At 63.5% G+C, this 15,099-nt stretch carries 17 protein-coding genes and 1 pseudogene; 5 read left to right on the top strand and 13 right to left on the bottom strand.

Going from position 1 to position 15,099, the window contains the following annotated elements; translation table 11 throughout:
* Positions 1-345, bottom strand: a pseudogene (locus EOA28_RS07775) (MFS transporter); the annotation flags it as partial.
* A gap of 227 nt (positions 346-572) precedes the next feature.
* Here EOA28_RS07775 and EOA28_RS07770 point away from each other — a divergent pair.
* Both EOA28_RS07770 and EOA28_RS07765 read left to right on the top strand, forming a co-directional pair.
* Positions 573-1,574 (top strand): DUF1624 domain-containing protein, encoded by a 1,002-nt coding sequence (locus EOA28_RS07770; protein ID WP_126082131.1) that lies wholly within the window; start codon positions 573-575, stop codon positions 1,572-1,574.
* Positions 1,571-2,050, top strand: coding sequence for an isoprenylcysteine carboxylmethyltransferase family protein (locus EOA28_RS07765; RefSeq protein WP_126082130.1), 480 nt, complete (start codon positions 1,571-1,573; stop codon positions 2,048-2,050). The genes EOA28_RS07770 and EOA28_RS07765 overlap by 4 nt, the downstream gene beginning before the upstream one ends.
* 236 nt (positions 2,051-2,286) lie before the next feature.
* Here the strand turns inward: EOA28_RS07765 and EOA28_RS07760 are convergent, their stop codons facing one another.
* From EOA28_RS07760 to EOA28_RS07740, 5 genes are all read right to left on the bottom strand, one after another.
* Positions 2,287-2,673, bottom strand: coding sequence for a MerR family DNA-binding transcriptional regulator (locus EOA28_RS07760; protein WP_095815511.1), 387 nt, complete (start codon positions 2,671-2,673; stop codon positions 2,287-2,289).
* A 267-nt stretch (positions 2,674-2,940) separates the two neighbouring features.
* Positions 2,941-3,444, bottom strand: coding sequence for a peptide-methionine (R)-S-oxide reductase MsrB (msrB, locus tag EOA28_RS07755; RefSeq protein ID WP_127252735.1), 504 nt, complete (start codon positions 3,442-3,444; stop codon positions 2,941-2,943).
* Between the two features lie 221 nt (positions 3,445-3,665).
* Positions 3,666-4,220 (bottom strand): fasciclin domain-containing protein, encoded by a 555-nt coding sequence (locus EOA28_RS07750; RefSeq protein WP_127252736.1) that lies wholly within the window; start codon positions 4,218-4,220, stop codon positions 3,666-3,668.
* Positions 4,221-4,435: 215 nt separating this feature from the next.
* Positions 4,436-5,158: an anti-sigma factor gene (locus EOA28_RS07745; RefSeq protein ID WP_127252737.1), complete on the bottom strand. Its 723-nt coding sequence runs from the start codon at positions 5,156-5,158 to the stop codon at positions 4,436-4,438.
* On the bottom strand, positions 5,155-5,694 hold the full coding sequence (locus tag EOA28_RS07740; RefSeq protein ID WP_127252738.1) for a sigma-70 family RNA polymerase sigma factor: 540 nt from the start codon (positions 5,692-5,694) through the stop codon (positions 5,155-5,157). The genes EOA28_RS07745 and EOA28_RS07740 overlap by 4 nt, the downstream gene beginning before the upstream one ends.
* A gap of 555 nt (positions 5,695-6,249) precedes the next feature.
* On the opposite strand from EOA28_RS07740, the gene argB reads away from it, so the two are divergent.
* Positions 6,250-7,143 (top strand): acetylglutamate kinase, encoded by an 894-nt coding sequence (gene argB / locus EOA28_RS07735; protein WP_126063404.1) that lies wholly within the window; start codon positions 6,250-6,252, stop codon positions 7,141-7,143.
* A 43-nt stretch (positions 7,144-7,186) separates the two neighbouring features.
* Here the strand turns inward: argB and bchE are convergent, their stop codons facing one another.
* Both bchE and EOA28_RS07725 read right to left on the bottom strand, forming a co-directional pair.
* Entirely contained in the window at positions 7,187-8,737 is a 1,551-nt protein-coding gene (bchE, locus tag EOA28_RS07730) for a magnesium-protoporphyrin IX monomethyl ester anaerobic oxidative cyclase (protein WP_128314778.1), read from the bottom strand.
* A gap of 111 nt (positions 8,738-8,848) precedes the next feature.
* Positions 8,849-9,325, bottom strand: a complete 477-nt coding sequence (locus EOA28_RS07725) for an Lrp/AsnC family transcriptional regulator (protein ID WP_126080175.1) — start codon at positions 9,323-9,325, stop codon at positions 8,849-8,851.
* Between the two features lie 139 nt (positions 9,326-9,464).
* Here EOA28_RS07725 and phhA point away from each other — a divergent pair, with 139 nt between their 5' ends.
* Positions 9,465-10,298: a phenylalanine 4-monooxygenase gene (gene phhA / locus EOA28_RS07720; protein ID WP_126080174.1), complete on the top strand. Its 834-nt coding sequence runs from the start codon at positions 9,465-9,467 to the stop codon at positions 10,296-10,298.
* Positions 10,299-10,433: 135 nt separating this feature from the next.
* Here phhA and EOA28_RS07715 read toward each other — a convergent pair whose 3' ends face one another.
* The 4 genes from EOA28_RS07715 to EOA28_RS07705 all read right to left on the bottom strand — a co-directional run bounded on the left by EOA28_RS07715 (position 10,434) and on the right by EOA28_RS07705 (position 13,654).
* Entirely contained in the window at positions 10,434-10,856 is a 423-nt protein-coding gene (locus tag EOA28_RS07715; RefSeq protein ID WP_127252740.1) for a MarR family transcriptional regulator, read from the bottom strand.
* 151 nt (positions 10,857-11,007) lie between these two features.
* Entirely contained in the window at positions 11,008-12,447 is a 1,440-nt protein-coding gene (locus tag EOA28_RS07710; RefSeq protein WP_127252741.1) for a GMC family oxidoreductase, read from the bottom strand.
* A complete protein-coding gene (locus tag EOA28_RS38710) occupies positions 12,444-12,617 on the bottom strand; it encodes a hypothetical protein (RefSeq protein ID WP_189341973.1) in 174 nt (57 codons plus the stop codon). The genes EOA28_RS07710 and EOA28_RS38710 overlap by 4 nt, the downstream gene beginning before the upstream one ends.
* Before the next feature lie 275 nt (positions 12,618-12,892).
* Positions 12,893-13,654 (bottom strand): GGDEF domain-containing protein, encoded by a 762-nt coding sequence (locus EOA28_RS07705; RefSeq protein WP_127252742.1) that lies wholly within the window; start codon positions 13,652-13,654, stop codon positions 12,893-12,895.
* Positions 13,655-13,803: 149 nt separating this feature from the next.
* Between EOA28_RS07705 and EOA28_RS07700 the strand changes: the two genes are divergently transcribed.
* Positions 13,804-14,511, top strand: coding sequence for a pyrimidine 5'-nucleotidase (locus EOA28_RS07700; RefSeq protein ID WP_128314777.1), 708 nt, complete (start codon positions 13,804-13,806; stop codon positions 14,509-14,511).
* 43 nt (positions 14,512-14,554) lie between these two features.
* Here EOA28_RS07700 and EOA28_RS38705 read toward each other — a convergent pair whose 3' ends face one another.
* Positions 14,555-15,049 (bottom strand): hypothetical protein, encoded by a 495-nt coding sequence (locus EOA28_RS38705; protein ID WP_189341972.1) that lies wholly within the window; start codon positions 15,047-15,049, stop codon positions 14,555-14,557.
* Positions 15,050-15,099: the final 50 nt, after the last annotated feature.

The raw sequence follows: 15,099 nt of genomic DNA, 5'->3' as shown, positions 1-15,099 counted from the left end.
GACGCGGCAGAGCATGCCGGGGAGCTGTCCTGGCAGCGTGTGGGTGACGAAGAAGGCGGAGCCGATCGACAGCAGCACGCAGCCGGCCGTGTAGACCCATCGCCGCGCGAAGCGGCGGATCAGCATCGGCATGAACAGCGTCACCGAAAGGCCCATCAGCGACACGATGGTGTAGAGGATCGAGACGATCCGCTCATTGTGCAGGATCTCGTAGGCTTGGATCGGGATCACGCTGGAGATCGTGGCGCGGGCGAAGGATTCCATCGCATAGAGCGAGGCGAAGGTGCGCGCATCCGCCGGCCGCAGGGCCGGAAGCCAGATCGGATGGCGCACATGGGTGGACATCGGCCCTCCGGGACGTGAATCGCTCCCCAAATCTGGCCGGACCAGCAGCCGACCAGTAGCAGGAAACCGACCCCCGGAGGCCGAAAAGCGAAGCCTGCCAAAGGCTTTCCGCCGCTGGCCTAAAGCGAAATTTCATGGCTGCCATGAAACGCATTGGTGGCGCCTGCTTCTGTCGTCGGCTTGAACCGTGATAGTCGTTTGGCACGACTGAATCGGATTGCCTGACGATGAGCCTTCAAACGACCAGCGAACCCGTTCAGGACGCGACCAAGCAGGGCCGTATCGCCGCCTTCGACATCCTGCGCGGCGTCGCGCTGATCGCGATGGCGAGCTACCACTTCACCTGGGATCTTGAGAATTTCGGCTATACCGCGCCCGCTTTGACCGCATTCGGCTGGTGGAAATTCTATGCGCGCTGCATCGCCTCGACCTTCCTGTTCCTGGTCGGCGTCAGTCTCTTCCTCGCCCATGGCCGCCAGATCCGCTGGCCAGGCTTCTGGAAGCGCTTCGCCATGGTCGCCGTGGCGGCGATCGCCATTTCGGCAGTCACTTATTTCGTCACGCCGGACGGTTTCATCTTCTTCGGCATCCTGCACGAGATCGCGCTCGCAAGCCTGCTCGGCCTCGCCTTTCTCAGGCTGCCCTGGCTGCTGACGGCAATCGTCGCTGCCGCTGTCATCGCAGCTCCCTACTATCTGCGGTCGGAATTCTTCGATCATCCGGCGCTGTGGTGGGTCGGCCTCTCCGCCACAAACCCGCGTTCCAACGACTATGTGCCGCTCTTTCCCTGGTTCGGCGCAGTGCTTGCCGGCATCGCCGCGGTCGAGCTGGCTTCCGTCACAGGCCTGCTTGCCCGGCTGGGGACATGGATACCGGGCCGCTGGTCGAACCCGCTGACCTTCATCGGCCGCCACAGCCTCGCCTTCTACCTCATCCATCAGCCGCTTCTGTTCGGCTCGGTCTGGCTGTTCTCGCAAGTCATGCCCGCCGCCCCCCAGGACAAGGAGGCCGGTTTCCTGCCGGCTTGCCAGGCGCAGTGCGAACAGCAGCGCGACAGCAAGTTCTGTACGAGCTATTGTGGCTGCATGCTGGACACGCTGAAGGGCGAAGGGTCTCTCGACAAGCTCTACGCCAACGACCAGTCCAGCGTCTGGAAATCGCACCTGTCCGATCTTGCGGAAACCTGCACCGCCGCGACCGAGGACCAGATGCAGGGAGGGCAGCAATGACGGGCATCGCAAAGCCCAGACACGGGATCATTCCCTGGCCGCCGATAATCTATGTCGTGGCGATCGCAGCGAGCGTCGTCCTCGGCATGCTCTATCCGCTGCCCTGGATCGGCGACATTTTTGGCGATCTCCTGTTCGGCGTCGGCTGGGTGGCACTGTTCGGCGTCGCCATGCTCTGGATCACGGCCATCCGCGCCATGTTCAAGGCCAGGACGACGCTCGACCCCAATGCCGAGCCCGACCACCTGGTGACGTCGGGTCCTTTCGGCATTACCCGCAACCCGATGTATCTCGCCAACACGCTGCTCTTGATCGGCGTCGCCTTCATCACCGGCATCGCCTGGTTCCTGATCTTCGCCTTCCTCGCCGCCTTCGCGACGCAGAAGCTGGCGATCGAGAAGGAGGAAAAGATCCTGGCGGCGAAGTTCGGCAAGAAATATCGGGACTATGCCAAGCGGGTCCGGCGCTGGATTTGAGGTTGAGTGGCCTGGCGATTAGCCTGAGCGTTCGGGACGTCGTCATCCTCGGGCTTGACCCGAGGATCCATCGCCGTGACCTCCGTCATAGAGCGCAACGGCGCAGAATTCTGCAATCGTTGCACGCCTTAGCGTCACGGCATGGATCCTAGGGTCTGCGCGCGTCGCTTCGCTCCTTGCTCCGCCCTAGGATGACGAATTCAGAAGGCCCAGCCAACCGCCATCGGCAGCCATGCCTACGTATTCACACCCAGTTCAGCCAGCCGCTCCACGCAGGATTCCTCGGCCTGGTCGAGCTCGGCCAACGTCTCTTCCAGGTCGCGCCGCTTCTGGCGCAGATCCTCGCGCTTTTCCTCGATACGCCGGATCATCAGCTTTAGCTGGCCGACCTCGCCGGGCGGCTCCTTGTACATCTGGATGATCTCGCGGATCTCGTTGATCGAGAAGCCGAGCCTTTTTCCCCGCATGATCTGACGGATGAGATGCCGGTCGGACGGCCGGAATAGCCGCGTGCGGCCGCGTCTCACCGGCTGCACCAGCCCTTCGTCCTCGTAAAAACGCAACGTCCGCGTCGACACGTCGAACTCCCGTGTCAGCTCGGTGATCGTGTAATATTCCCGCATTCCCACTCCCAAGCCAAGGCATCGCCACGTTCAGCGTCGCCCTTCCCTACTGTGATACCCATGCAGCGCCGGAATCGGCACCTGACCCCGCGGCAGCCTCGCACGGCATTTACGTAAAAGTCAATTGAAGCGACTTTCGCCAAAGGACTGTCGAGATTCAGGTCAGGCCGAGTCGAAAATGGAGCGGAGCGTACTTGAAGTACGTGAGCACCGGAAGCGCAAGAGACCGCCATTTGCAGGCCGGCCTCACCTGAATATCAACACACCTCAGGCAGCGGCCGGCTTGAAGCTTAGCGCCACGCCGTTGATGCAGTGACGCAGGCCGGTGGGCGGCGGGCCGTCGTCGAAGACATGGCCGAGATGGCCGCCGCAGCGCCGGCAATGCACCTCGGTGCGCGTCATGCCGAGCGACCGGTCCTCGGTCTTGCCGATGGCGTTGGCGATCTCCTGCCAGAAGCTCGGCCAGCCGGTGCCGGAATCGAATTTCGTCTCCGACGAATAGACCGGCAGGTCACAGCCGGCGCAGGCGAAGATGCCCTTGCGGTGCTCGTTGAGCAGCGGGCTGGTGCCGGGATATTCCGTGCCCTGCTTGCGCAGCACGTCGAAGGCGGCGTCGGAAAGGATGGCATGCCATTCCGCGTCGGTCTTGGTGACCTCGAAGGTCTCGGCGGCGAGAGCGGGCTTCGGTCCCCCGGCGCGCAGCATCGCTGCGGATCCGACGATGAGAGCTGTGGCGGCAGCCCCGCTCCAGAGAAAATCGCGACGGTTCATGGCCGTTTCTCCTGACGCATTTTGCCAAGATAGAGCCCGGCCCGGAAATCAAAAGCCGGTGACGCCCCATCCGTTATTGTTGAGCATGCAGCTCCGCGCCGCCCTTGCGGGACGGCGCGGAGCACACCCTTGCCGGCGGCGCGGATCTTGGGTGTCGCGGCCGGCGCTCAGCCATGTCTTCGCCGGCCAGGTCCGCTTTGTTACATCTTCGGCCCGCTTTGTTACATCTTGGGCAACAGAACCTTGTCGATGACATGAATGACGCCGTTCGACTGGCGGACATCGGCAATGGTGACGTGGGCGACGTTGCCGTTCTCGTCCGTGACGGTGACCTTGCCCTTCTCCGCCTTCAGCGTCAGCTCGCAGCCGCCGACCGTCTTGACCTGGTGGGCGCCGCCATCGGCCTTCGCCATCTTGGCGACATCTGCCGCCAGCGCCTTGGCGGCGACGACATGGCAGGTCAGCACCTTGGTCAGTTTGTCCTTGTTCTCGGGCTTGAGCAGCGTATCGACCGTGCCGGCGGGCAGTGCCGCGAAGGCTTCGTTGGTCGGCGCGAAGACAGTGAACGGACCGGCGCCCTGCAGCGTGTCGACGAGGCCGGCGGCCTTAACCGCGGCGACCAGCGTGGTGTGGTCCTTCGAATTGACAGCGTTCTCGATGATGTTCTTCTTGGCATACATCGGCGCGCCGCCGACCATCGGGTTGGCATAAGCAATGGCGCCGAGCGCGGAAAGGCCGAGCGTAGAGGCGAGCAAAAGGGTGGCGAGTTTACGCATTGTGTCAGTCTCCTCGGGTTGTTTTTCCCATCCTTGGGAACGCGAAGAGATACGGGTGCGCCGAAAATCTAGTTTCACGGCCGTTGCAAGATTTTTTCTTCGTGCGATTTATTTCATGCGCGCCGCTCATGACGGCAGCAGACTTTCCCCGCCTTCGGCATGAAGAAGATTGACGTCGGCTGTTCTTTATCGGCGTGATTATGCCGAAGTGGCGGTCAGATGCCCTTCAGGTCGCCCGCGGCGACAACGGGACCGGTCGGCTGGCCGGTCGGCGAACCGCCCGAAGGCTCGAGGCTGACGGCGAGCACGGCGCCTTGCGCGAGCTTCTGCTGGACAGCCGGTGCTACGGCCATGCGCGCAGTCTGGCCGGCCGGGATGACGCCCATCGAGACCGGCGCGTTCTTGCCTTCGATCATCCACAGCTCGAAGTCCTTGCCGGCGCCGCGATCGCCGGAGACCAGCGACAGGCCGACCTCATGACGGGCGGCATCATAGACGGCAAGGTATTTGACGTTGCTGTTGTCGGCGGACAGAGACGCGACCAGCCTGGTCCCGGGCGGCTGAACCGGCGGATTGACGTAAGGCAGGACGGCATAGACAGCGAGGGCGGCAATGGCCGCGGCGGCGAGGCCGCGCCAGAAGGCCAGGCTGGTCCACAGGCGGCCACTCGGCGCACCGGACGTGGAGGCGGATGACGTGAAGAGGCGCCGGTCGATCGCTACCTTGACGGAAGCCGGCGGCTCGACTGCAGCATAGGCGGCGGCCAGTGGCGCGAAGTGGACCTCCCAGGCATCGACCAGCCGGGCGAACGCCGTCTCGGTGTCGATGCGACGGGACGCGATCTGCCGTTCGTCGGTCGGCAGAACGCCGAGAACGTATTCGGCGGCGAGCAGGTCGTCGCCTCCACGTCCCGATCCGTTGTCTTCCGCCAGCGTCATCTCTCCAGGCATTCCCTCAGTCTGAGCAGGCTTCGCCGCAGCCAGGTCCGCATCGTGTTCAGCGGAACCTTGAAGCGCTCCGCCAGCTCGGCATAGCTTTCGCCGCTCAAATAGGCGCCCCGGACGGCCGCCGCCCGGTCTTGTTCAAGTTCGTCGAGGCAATGGTGGATGCGTTCGGCCTCGCCTCCCGCCACGGCCATCGCCTCGGGTCCCGGCGTCGGATCGGCGACGTCGAGAGCTGCGTCGATATTGGCGGAAGGACTGCGCCGCGCCCGGATGCGATCGATCGCATGGTTGCGCGCGATGGCCACCAGCCAGGAAATCGGGCTCAGATCGGAAACCGCGAAGCGGTCCGCCTTCGTCCATATCTTGACGAAGACCTCCTGCAGCGCTTCTTCCGCCTCTCCCCTGTCCCTCAAGATACGCAGGCAGACACCGAAAAGTTTCGCGCTCGTCTGCTTGTAGAGCAGATCGAACGCGGCCCGGTCCTTCATCGAAGTCCGGACGATCAGCTTGCTGATGTCCTGCGGCGCCATGCCGGCAAATTAGAAGATTGCAATCTAATTGCAACGGGCGCGGAAGCGGTGCGCACCAGCAGGCGCGGGCCGGCCCGACGCATCTCACGAATCGGGCGTCGCTAGCTGGAGATCGGCTGAAACCTTCCAACCTCGTTATTTCAGGGCGGAGTAGCCGCGCAGCGCCGTCCCGGAGACACTGGAATCCATTCCGTGACCCTGATCGAAGGGTGCAGCGGAGCAAAATTCTGCACCGTTGCGATGCCCGCATGTCGCGGCATGGATCCTCGGGTCTGCGCGCGTCGCTTCGCTCCTTGCTCCGCCCGTGGATGACGACCGGGTTAGGCGTTTCGGCCAATCTCAACCGCATGCCGCCTGCCAACGCAGAGATGGCCGAACGGTCAAAATCCCTGTGCCGGGGAATTGGCAGATTTCGTTATTGTGACCGCAAAGCCGTTTGCGGCCTGCGGCAATTCCCGCTAAGAGGCCGCCAATCAAGCTTAACTCTGATTTCAAGCATGTCTCCCGAAACCGGCACCCACTTTCGGGAGACATGCTCAGCTGGGATCGATACCGATGACGGACGTCGCCGCCAACGCCGAAATGCAGGCCGCGCTGCTCTCGCGCGCGCTGCCTTACATGCAGCGCTATGAGAACAAGACGGTGGTGGTGAAATATGGCGGCCATGCCATGGGAGACCATGAGCTCGGGAAGGCGTTCGCCCGCGACATCGCGCTCTTGAAACAGTCCGGCGTCAACCCGATCGTCGTGCATGGCGGCGGGCCGCAGATCGGCGCGATGCTGACCAAGATGGGCATCGAATCCAAGTTCGAGGGGGGCTTGCGCGTCACCGACCAGAAGACGGTCGAGATCGTCGAGATGGTGCTGGCGGGTTCGATCAACAAGGAGATCGTGGCGCTGATCAACGCCGAGGGCGAGTGGGCGATCGGGCTTTGCGGCAAGGACGGCAACATGGTGTTCGCCGAAAAGGCGCGCAAGACCATGATCGACCCCGACTCCAACATCGAGCGGGTGCTGGATCTCGGCTTCGTCGGCGAGCCGGTCGAGGTCGACCGCACGCTGCTCGATCTGCTTGCCCGCTCGGAGATGATCCCGGTGCTGGCGCCGGTGGCGCCCGGCCGCGACGGCCACACCTACAACATCAATGCCGACACGTTTGCAGGCGCCATCGCCGGCGCCTGCCGCGCCTCGCGCCTCTTGTTCCTCACCGACGTGCCGGGCGTGCTCGACAAGAACAAGAAGCTGATCGACGAGCTGACGGTCGCCGAAGCCAAGGCGCTGATCAAGGACGGCACGGTGTCGGGCGGCATGATCCCGAAGGTCGAGACCTGCATCGAGGCGATCGAGCGCGGCGTCGAGGGCGTCGTCATCCTCAACGGCAAGACGCCGCATTCGGTGCTGCTGGAGCTCTTCACCGAGCACGGCGCCGGCACGCTGATCGTTCCGTAAAGAGCGCGCGAGTTCGTTGTTTCTGCAAACGGTGAACTTGCCTTTAGCCAGCTAATCTTCTCTGGTCTTCGATAATTGCGGCCGGCTTTCTCACCGGACGCCGGACGATCATCGATTCCTCCTCGGCGTCCTGCGGCGCGCCCCAGAATTCGGCGAGCGTCGGGCCGTCCGTGACCCGGCGATCACGGGCGAGAAAACCCCACACCTCGCGGAACCAGACGCGGCGGCCCATCTTGGTGTACCAGCGCATCGAATGCCGCTGCTCCGGATCGGGGTGGAAGAGGATGCGCGCCAGCGCCTTCGGCCGTGACTGCACGGCGACCTCGATGAGCTTGACGGCGAAGAACAGCATCCACGGTTTCAGCCGGGTCATCGCCAGCACCTGATGCTTGTAATCCCAGAGGCGCACGTCCTTCTGGATCACCTTGCGATCGGCAGCGACGCGGAAGAATGGCGTCCAGCGATGCGGCGTGACATAGAGCGCCTGGATCTGGTCGGGATCATAGGCGATGAGCTGGCGGAAGCCGCGCCACAGATCGCTAAGCGTCTCGTCCTCGAAGCCGGCGACCCAGGTCGCCATCGACAATATCCCGTGCCGGCGAAGCAGCCGGATCGCTTCGCGATCGGACTTGGTGCTGCCTCCCTTGCGGATCAACGACAGCGTCGCCTCGTCGGTGTTTTCCATGCCGAGCAGCCAGCGGATGACACCGGCCTTGCGGTAAAGGTGCAGGATATCGGCGTCGCGCACGATGTCGTCGGCGCGGGTCGAGCCGACGATCAGCACCGGCACGTTCTCGGCGATCATGGCGTGCAAAAAGGCGCGCCAGGCCTTCTTCGAGGAGGTCGGATTCTCATCCGCCAGATTCACCAGCTCGACGCCGTGCTCGCGATGCAGCCAGGCGATCTCCCTGGCGAATTTGACCGGGTCGCGATGGCGCCAGCGGGTCCAGAAGCCGCGCTGGCCGCAATAGTTGCACAGATGCGGGCAACCGCGCGAGAACTGCATGACCACCGCGCGCTTGCCGCCCCAATAGGAATAGCGGCGATGATCGATCAGCTCCCAGCCGACGCGCCAGGCATCGAGGTCGGCAATGGTCATTGCCGCCTGCGTCGCGACCGGGCGGCCGAGATCGTCGCGATAGGCGATGCCGGCGACACTTCCCACCGGCTGGCGCATCTCGATTGCCTCGACCAGCGCCGTCGCGGTCGCCTCGCCCTCGCCGCGCACGATGAAGTCGAAGACATCGGTCGCGGTCAGGATGTCGCGCCAGTGATAGGTCGGAAACACGCCGCCATAGATGACGATGACGCCCGGAGCGCGCGCCTTGATCATTTCGGCAATCTTCAAGGCGGTCGGATGCGCCGAGGTCGAGCCGGAATGGCCGATCAGGATGAGATCCGGATCGCCACAAAGAGCATCATCGACCAGCACCGCAAGCGACATCGGCCCAAACTCGGCATCGACGAGGCGAACCTGGTGGCCGGAATCGATCAGCGGGCCGCCGATCGCCAGCAGCCCGAGCGGCGGCAGATGGTCGTCGGGCACGCGGCTGCCGATTGCGGTATGCGGCGGGTTGATCAGCACGATGTTCAAGGCGGACCTCCATGTTGGTCCGCTTGTGCTAATTGCCGATGCCGAAGCCACCTTGGCGCGGTTCAGCAGTTTCCCCGCAGCTTTTCCGGAGAAATTCGCCCCGGTGAACGGTCATTTCCGCAGATGGCTGAGCGGCACGTGGCCAGGGCCCTTGATGTTCTGCAGCACCAGTTGGGTGTGGACGTCGCGCACACCGGGCAACCGCATCAGCCGGTGCATGACGAAGGCGTTCAAATCGTCCACCGACGGCACCATGACATGCAGCAGGAAATCGTGGTCGCCGGTCATCGTCCAGCAGGACGACACCTCGTCCATACGCTGCACAGCCGCGATGAAGCTCTCAGGTGAGCCGTCGCTGTGGCTGACCAGCCGCACCTGGATGAACACCTCGACGGTCAGGCCGACGGCGCGGCGGCTGAGCACGGCGGCAAAGCCCTTGATGATGCCGGTTTCCTGCAACGCCTCGAAGCGGCGCGCGCAAGGCGTTGTCGACAGTCCGATCTCCTGCGCCAGCTCCGACACGGGCTTGCGGCCGTCGCGCTGCAGGATGTCGAGCATCCTTATCTCAAATTCGTCGAATTGAGGCATGACTTCTCGATCTCTCGTTGATTGGAGTGATTTTACCTCAAAATCCTCCGGCAAGCTACAAACAAGGCGGATTTGCCTCATCAGCCGCCTCTAAACTCCGCTTCACGATCCACGGATCACGATCTGAGAGGAGGAAACGATGACGATCAGCGTTGCCGATTACGCCGCCGAATGCGCGGCGCAGGGCCTTCGCGGCGACTATTCGGTCTGCCGCGGCGATTTCACGGTGGCGCAAGGCTACGACTACTCCGCCGAGGAACAGGCGGTGTGGCGCACGCTGTGCGACCGCCAGACGAAGCTTACCCAGAAGCTCGCGCACCGTTCCTATCTGGACGGCGTCGCCGCGCTCGGGCTGCTCGACAGGATTCCCGATTTCGACGCGGTGAGCGAAAAGCTCAGCAAGCTGACCGGTTGGGAGATCGTCGCTGTGCCCGGCCTCATTCCGGCCGGCCCCTTCTTCGACCATCTCGCCAACCGGCGCTTCCCGGTCACCAACTGGCTGCGGACGAAGAAGGAGCTCGACTATATCGTCGAACCGGACATGTTCCACGATTTCTTCGGCCATGTGCCGATCCTGACCCAGCCGGTGTTTGCCGATTTCATGCAGATGTATGGTGAGAAGGCGGAGGACATGATCGCGCTCGGCGGCGACGAGATGATCACCAGGCTTTACTGGTACAGCGCCGAATACGGCCTCATCCAGGAACCCGGCCAGCCCGTGAAGGCGTTCGGCGCCGGCTTGATGTCGTCCTTCACCGAGCTGCAATTCGCGGTCGAGAGCAAGGACGCCCACCATGTGCGGTTCGACCTCGAGACGGTGATGCGCACCGGCTACGAGATCGACAAGTTTCAGCGCGCCTATTTCGTGCTGCCGTCCTTCGATGCGCTGCGCGATGCCTTCGCTAATGGAGACCTTGCCGGCATCGTGGCGCGGTTCAAAGGCCGGCCGGCGCTCGACCCGTCGATGGTCTGAGCTTTTTACGCAACTCCGGACGGAAAACTGGGCAGCGCTTTTCCTGGAATTGTTCTGAGGTCGGTTTTCGCCCAACCGACATTCAGGGCGGTTCAGTTGCCGAGAGGCAGCTGAGCCGCTTTGTCTTGCGGATGTCTAAGCCTTATTGGGCTCGGCCTTGATCCTGGCCAACTGCTCGCTCTGCAGGTCCAGCGCGGCATTGATGAAGCGCAGCACGGTCGCGAGCTCCGCATCGCTGAAGCTCGCCACCAACTTCTCCCCCTCCCGCGCGATCGTGCCGTAATAGCGCTCCGACAATTCCCTGGTCAGCTCGGTCGCCTCGATCACCACCTTGCGCCTGTCCTCGAGGCTGCGGGCCCGGGTGACGTAGCCGCGCGCCTCCAGCCGGTCGATCAATGCAGTGACGGCGGCCGGCGTCAGTCCGGTCGCCGCCGCCACGGCGCCCGCCGATTGCGGTCCAGCATAGAGCAGGCCCAGACAATGCCGCTCGGCCGCGATCAGGCCCAGCCGCGCGCCCACCGCCTCGTCATAAGCCTGGGTGGCGTCCTGCCAGCGCATGACGGCAACGCCGGCTGGTGGCGCTGGCCGCCGCGGCCGTGCTGGTGCGCATTGCCGTCTACGGCCTTTGAACGCGGTCGCAATTTCGCCAAAAGCGCCCAGGCGGCGCCGGTTGCCACACCAGGCGCCGGCGCCGCCGGCGTTTCGGAGATCAGACGGCGATCAGCTTGCCGAGGTGCTCGCCCAGGCGGCAGGCGAGCGCGGTGATGGTCGTCGTCGGGTTGCACTGGCCCGACGTGCAGAACACCGAGGAGCCGCCGACATAGAGATTGTCCATGCCGTGCACCTTGCAATTGGCGTCGACGACGCTCTTGAAGACATCGGTGCCCATGCGGGTCCCGCCCATATGATGGTGGCCGGCGGTCTCCTCGTTGGTCGGGTAATCGCCGCCGTTGCTGATCCAGTCGTCGATGCGGACGCGGCCGAGATTCTTCTGCGCCAGCGTCGTGCCGAAGAGCTTCAGCCCCTCGAGCAGGGTGCGGCGCTCGAGCGGCGACTTCTTCCAGTGCAGTTCGATGCGCGGCACGCCGGCGTGGTCGACATCGGTCTTCGACAGCTCGACCTGGTTCGAAGCGAGCGGCGCCTGCTCCCAGGCGACGTAGAGCTGGGCGGCGCAGCGCAGCCGCTGGTCGAGCTGAGACGACATCCACTCCGCCATGTTCGGCGCGGTGCAGGCGAGGTCGGCGATCAGCTTCTTGACATTGGGATAGGGGCTCTCGATCAGGCGGATGCCGAAATTCATGATCTGCAGCCGCTCCATCGCGGCAAGCGTCGGCGAGAAGAAGGCTTCGTTCGAGGCATCGACCTCGAACTCCGAATAGCTGGCGAGGATGGCGTTGCCGCCCTCGAAGGTCGGATGCTCCATCCAGTAGCGGCCGAGCGCCGCCGCGTTGGGCACCACGCCGCCATTCGAACGCTCATTCGACCACAATAGCAGCCGCGAATTCTCCAGCCCGCCGGTGCAGGTGACGAAATAGTCCGCCGAGAAGGCGCCGGCGACCTGGCCGTTCGACCACAGCTTCGCGCCGGTGACGCGCTTGCCATCGCCGGTAAGCTCGGTCGCATAGGTGTTGAGCACGACGGCGATGTTTTTGCTCCGGTCGAGCTCGTCGGCGAATTTCTCGCCGAAGCGAACCGCAGGACTCTTGATCAATTGCACCCAGCATATGTCCTCCGAAACCGGCACGTCGGGCCGGAAGTCGGGAAGCTCGAGGATGTCGTGGACCTCGCCAAGATAGGGCTCAATGTCGGCGCGGCTGATCGGCCAGCCAGTGTCCGGCGCCCAGGCCTTGGGCTCGAAGTCTTGGCTATCGAGCACGCGGCACCAGCCGGCCCAGTGATTGGACGAGCCGCCCATGAAACGCAGCCTGGTGATGTCGAGGTCGAAGTAGAAATCGCCAACCGTCTTGCCGCGGTAGAAATCCTGCGACTCGTCGCTGAACTCGCGCGAGCCCGCCTCCAGGACAACGACCGGGATGCCGGCGGCGCCCAGCTTCCTGGCGATCGTGGTGCCGGCTGGCCCGGAGCCGAGGATGCAGGCCTTGGGTTTGAAGCCGGCCTGCTTATAGGCTTCGTAGCTGTCGAAGATCATCCGAGGTCGCTCCGCCGCAGGATCCATCCGTTGATCTCGACGATTTCGTCGCGGTCGATCTCGTCAGGATTGGCAGGGGCCGGCTGGTTGCGGAACAGCGACAGTGCCGGCAACGCGATCAACGCCTGCACGAGCGCGCGGCGCGACATTTTTCTTATGAACCTGCTCATGACACGTCTCTCGATAGGGGGCTCGATCCACGCATGCCGTTCCTGAACGGCACACATGCCGCCGAGGAGGCCAATTTCGTGCCAAACCGGGGTGAAGACGGCGTTACACCCAGAAGTTTAGCGCGGTTGAATATGGACATGGTTAGGGTTTTCCTAAAGCGCGGCGCACTGGAGCGGTTCAGGCGCCGCGCTTTAGGAGTTTTGTTTCGATGCATGTCGTGCCCCAAAACTGCTTCGCACTTTTGGGCGACATGCATGACGCCCGCCGCGATGTTTCAAGCCGCTTCGGGAAGCTCGCGGTCGAGTATCGTAAGGTTGCGGCCGCGGTTCTTCGCCTCGTAGAGCCTGCGGTCGGCCGCGCGCATCAAATCGGAAACGGTTGCACCTTCGCCGCAGCTTATGCCGCCGATCGAGACCGTGAGCGGCACGGTGCGCCCGTCGCTAGGGCGGAAACGGATCAGCTCGACCTCGCGGCGGATGCGTTCGGCGACATGCTTGGCCTCACGCTCGCCGGCGCCGATCAGGAAAGCCGCGAACTCCTCGCCGCCGATGCGGCCGAGCACGTCGCCGTTGCGCACACCACGCTCGATGGCGCCGGCGATCAGAAGCAGCGCTTCGTCCCCCGTCAGATGACCGTAGCTGTCATTGATCCTCTTGAAGTGATCGGCGTCGATGATGAGCAGCGCGCCACGATCGCTCTTGCGCCGCGACCCATCGAGCGCGGCAAAGAAGGTTTCGCGATTGAGCATGCCGGTCATGTCGTCGCGGCTTGCCTTTTCGGAGAGGCGCCTGTGCGCCGCGGCGAGTTGCGCGTGGGCGCGGGCAAGTTCGCGATGCGCGTTCTGCAACCGGTCGCTGTGCCAGAAGCTGCCCGCGCTGGCGGCCCAGGCGAGCACGAGCGGGCATAGCGTCGATGCCAGCCAGATCGTGCGGCTCATCGGGAAGCCGATTGCCGGAACCACAATCAGCGTCAACAACAGCGAGACGGCGACCGAAGCGAATGCTACGGTAGCGGCCTTTAGAAATATGCGGCTCATCACTTGCTCCCAAGGGATAGCCTCTGTGCCAGCAAGCGCTGAAGGCGACCTTTCCGGAACTTTTAAAATTTGAAGCGAGACGCCATTTTCACACTTCGTGACGCGCATAAGTTGTGGATAACTTCAGCGCCGGCATGCCATAAGAAACCATGACAATGACACCCGATCCCTCCCGCTTTGCCCATGTCACGGACTGGGTGTTCGACCTCGACAACACGCTTTATCCGCATCACTCGAACCTGTTCGCGCAGATCGATGTGAAGATGACCGCCTATGTCGGCGAGCTGCTGACGCTTTCGCGCGACGACGCGCGCAAGCTGCAGAAGGAACTCTACCTGGAATATGGCACGACGCTGTCCGGGCTGATGAAGCGGCACGGCATCGATCCCGACGATTTTCTCGAGAAGGTACACGATATCGACTATTCGAGGCTGGTGCCGGATCCGGTGCTGGGCGCGGCGATCCGCCAGCTTCCCGGACGCAAATTCATCTTCACCAATGGCGACCGCAGGCATGCCGAGCGCACCGCGCGCCAGCTCGGCATATTGGAGCATTTCGACGCCATCTTCGACATCGTCGCGGCGGGGCTGAACCCCAAGCCGGAGCGCCAGACTTATGAACGCTTCGCCGAATTGCACTCGGTGACCGGGCACAATGCGGTGATGTTCGAGGACCTGGCGCGCAATCTGGCCGTGCCGAAATCGCTCGGCATGACGACCGTGCTGGTGGTGCCGCGCAATTTCGAACCGACCTTCTCGGAGATCTGGGAACGCGACCCGGCGAATGATGACGACGTCGATTTCGTCACCGACGACCTCGCCGGCTTCCTGACCACGATAGTCGACGTGGTAGCCTGAGCAACTCCGGATAGCCGTACGTCGCCCGTACGGACGATGCCCTCTAGTCGAAATCCGGAATCGTGCCGGGCGCTAGTCCCAGCCGGCCGTTCAGCTCCTTCAAGAACCCGCAGAGGTCCGGATTGCCGGCTGCTCCCGTGCCGTTGCCGTTGCCGTCGGACGCGTAGCCGTTGCCGTGGCCGTTGCCGCAATTGGCGTTGCCGTTGAAGCTGCCGCCATTGAAATTGCCGCTGAAGCTCCCGGCATTGCCGTTGCCGTTGAAATTGCCGCTGTTGCCGTTGCCGTTGAAGTTGCCGGTATTCCCATTGCCGTTAAAATTTCCGGTGCTGCCAAGGCCATTGAAATTTCCGGTATTGCCAAGGCCGTTGGCGACACCGGCGCCGATTGGAAGATCGGCAATCCTGACCAACGTCGAGGCATCGGAGGCCAGCAACGCGGCAAGCAGGGTGCCGAGCGCGAGGCCGTTGCCATCAAGCAGCTTCGCCGCCGCCCGGCGCTCGCGGGGCCGGGCGGGCCGGGATGATTTCAGGCCGGTCATCAGCGATTCCCCCGGCCGTTGAAGTTGCCGTTGAAGGCGCCGGCATTGCC

The sequence above is a fragment of the Mesorhizobium sp. M2A.F.Ca.ET.067.02.1.1 genome (genome assembly GCF_004023285.1).
In the GTDB taxonomy this organism is placed as follows: domain Bacteria; phylum Pseudomonadota; class Alphaproteobacteria; order Rhizobiales; family Rhizobiaceae; genus Mesorhizobium.
The sequence above is the reverse complement of the archived record's forward strand: the minus strand, read 5'-3'. Positions and strand labels throughout refer to the sequence as shown.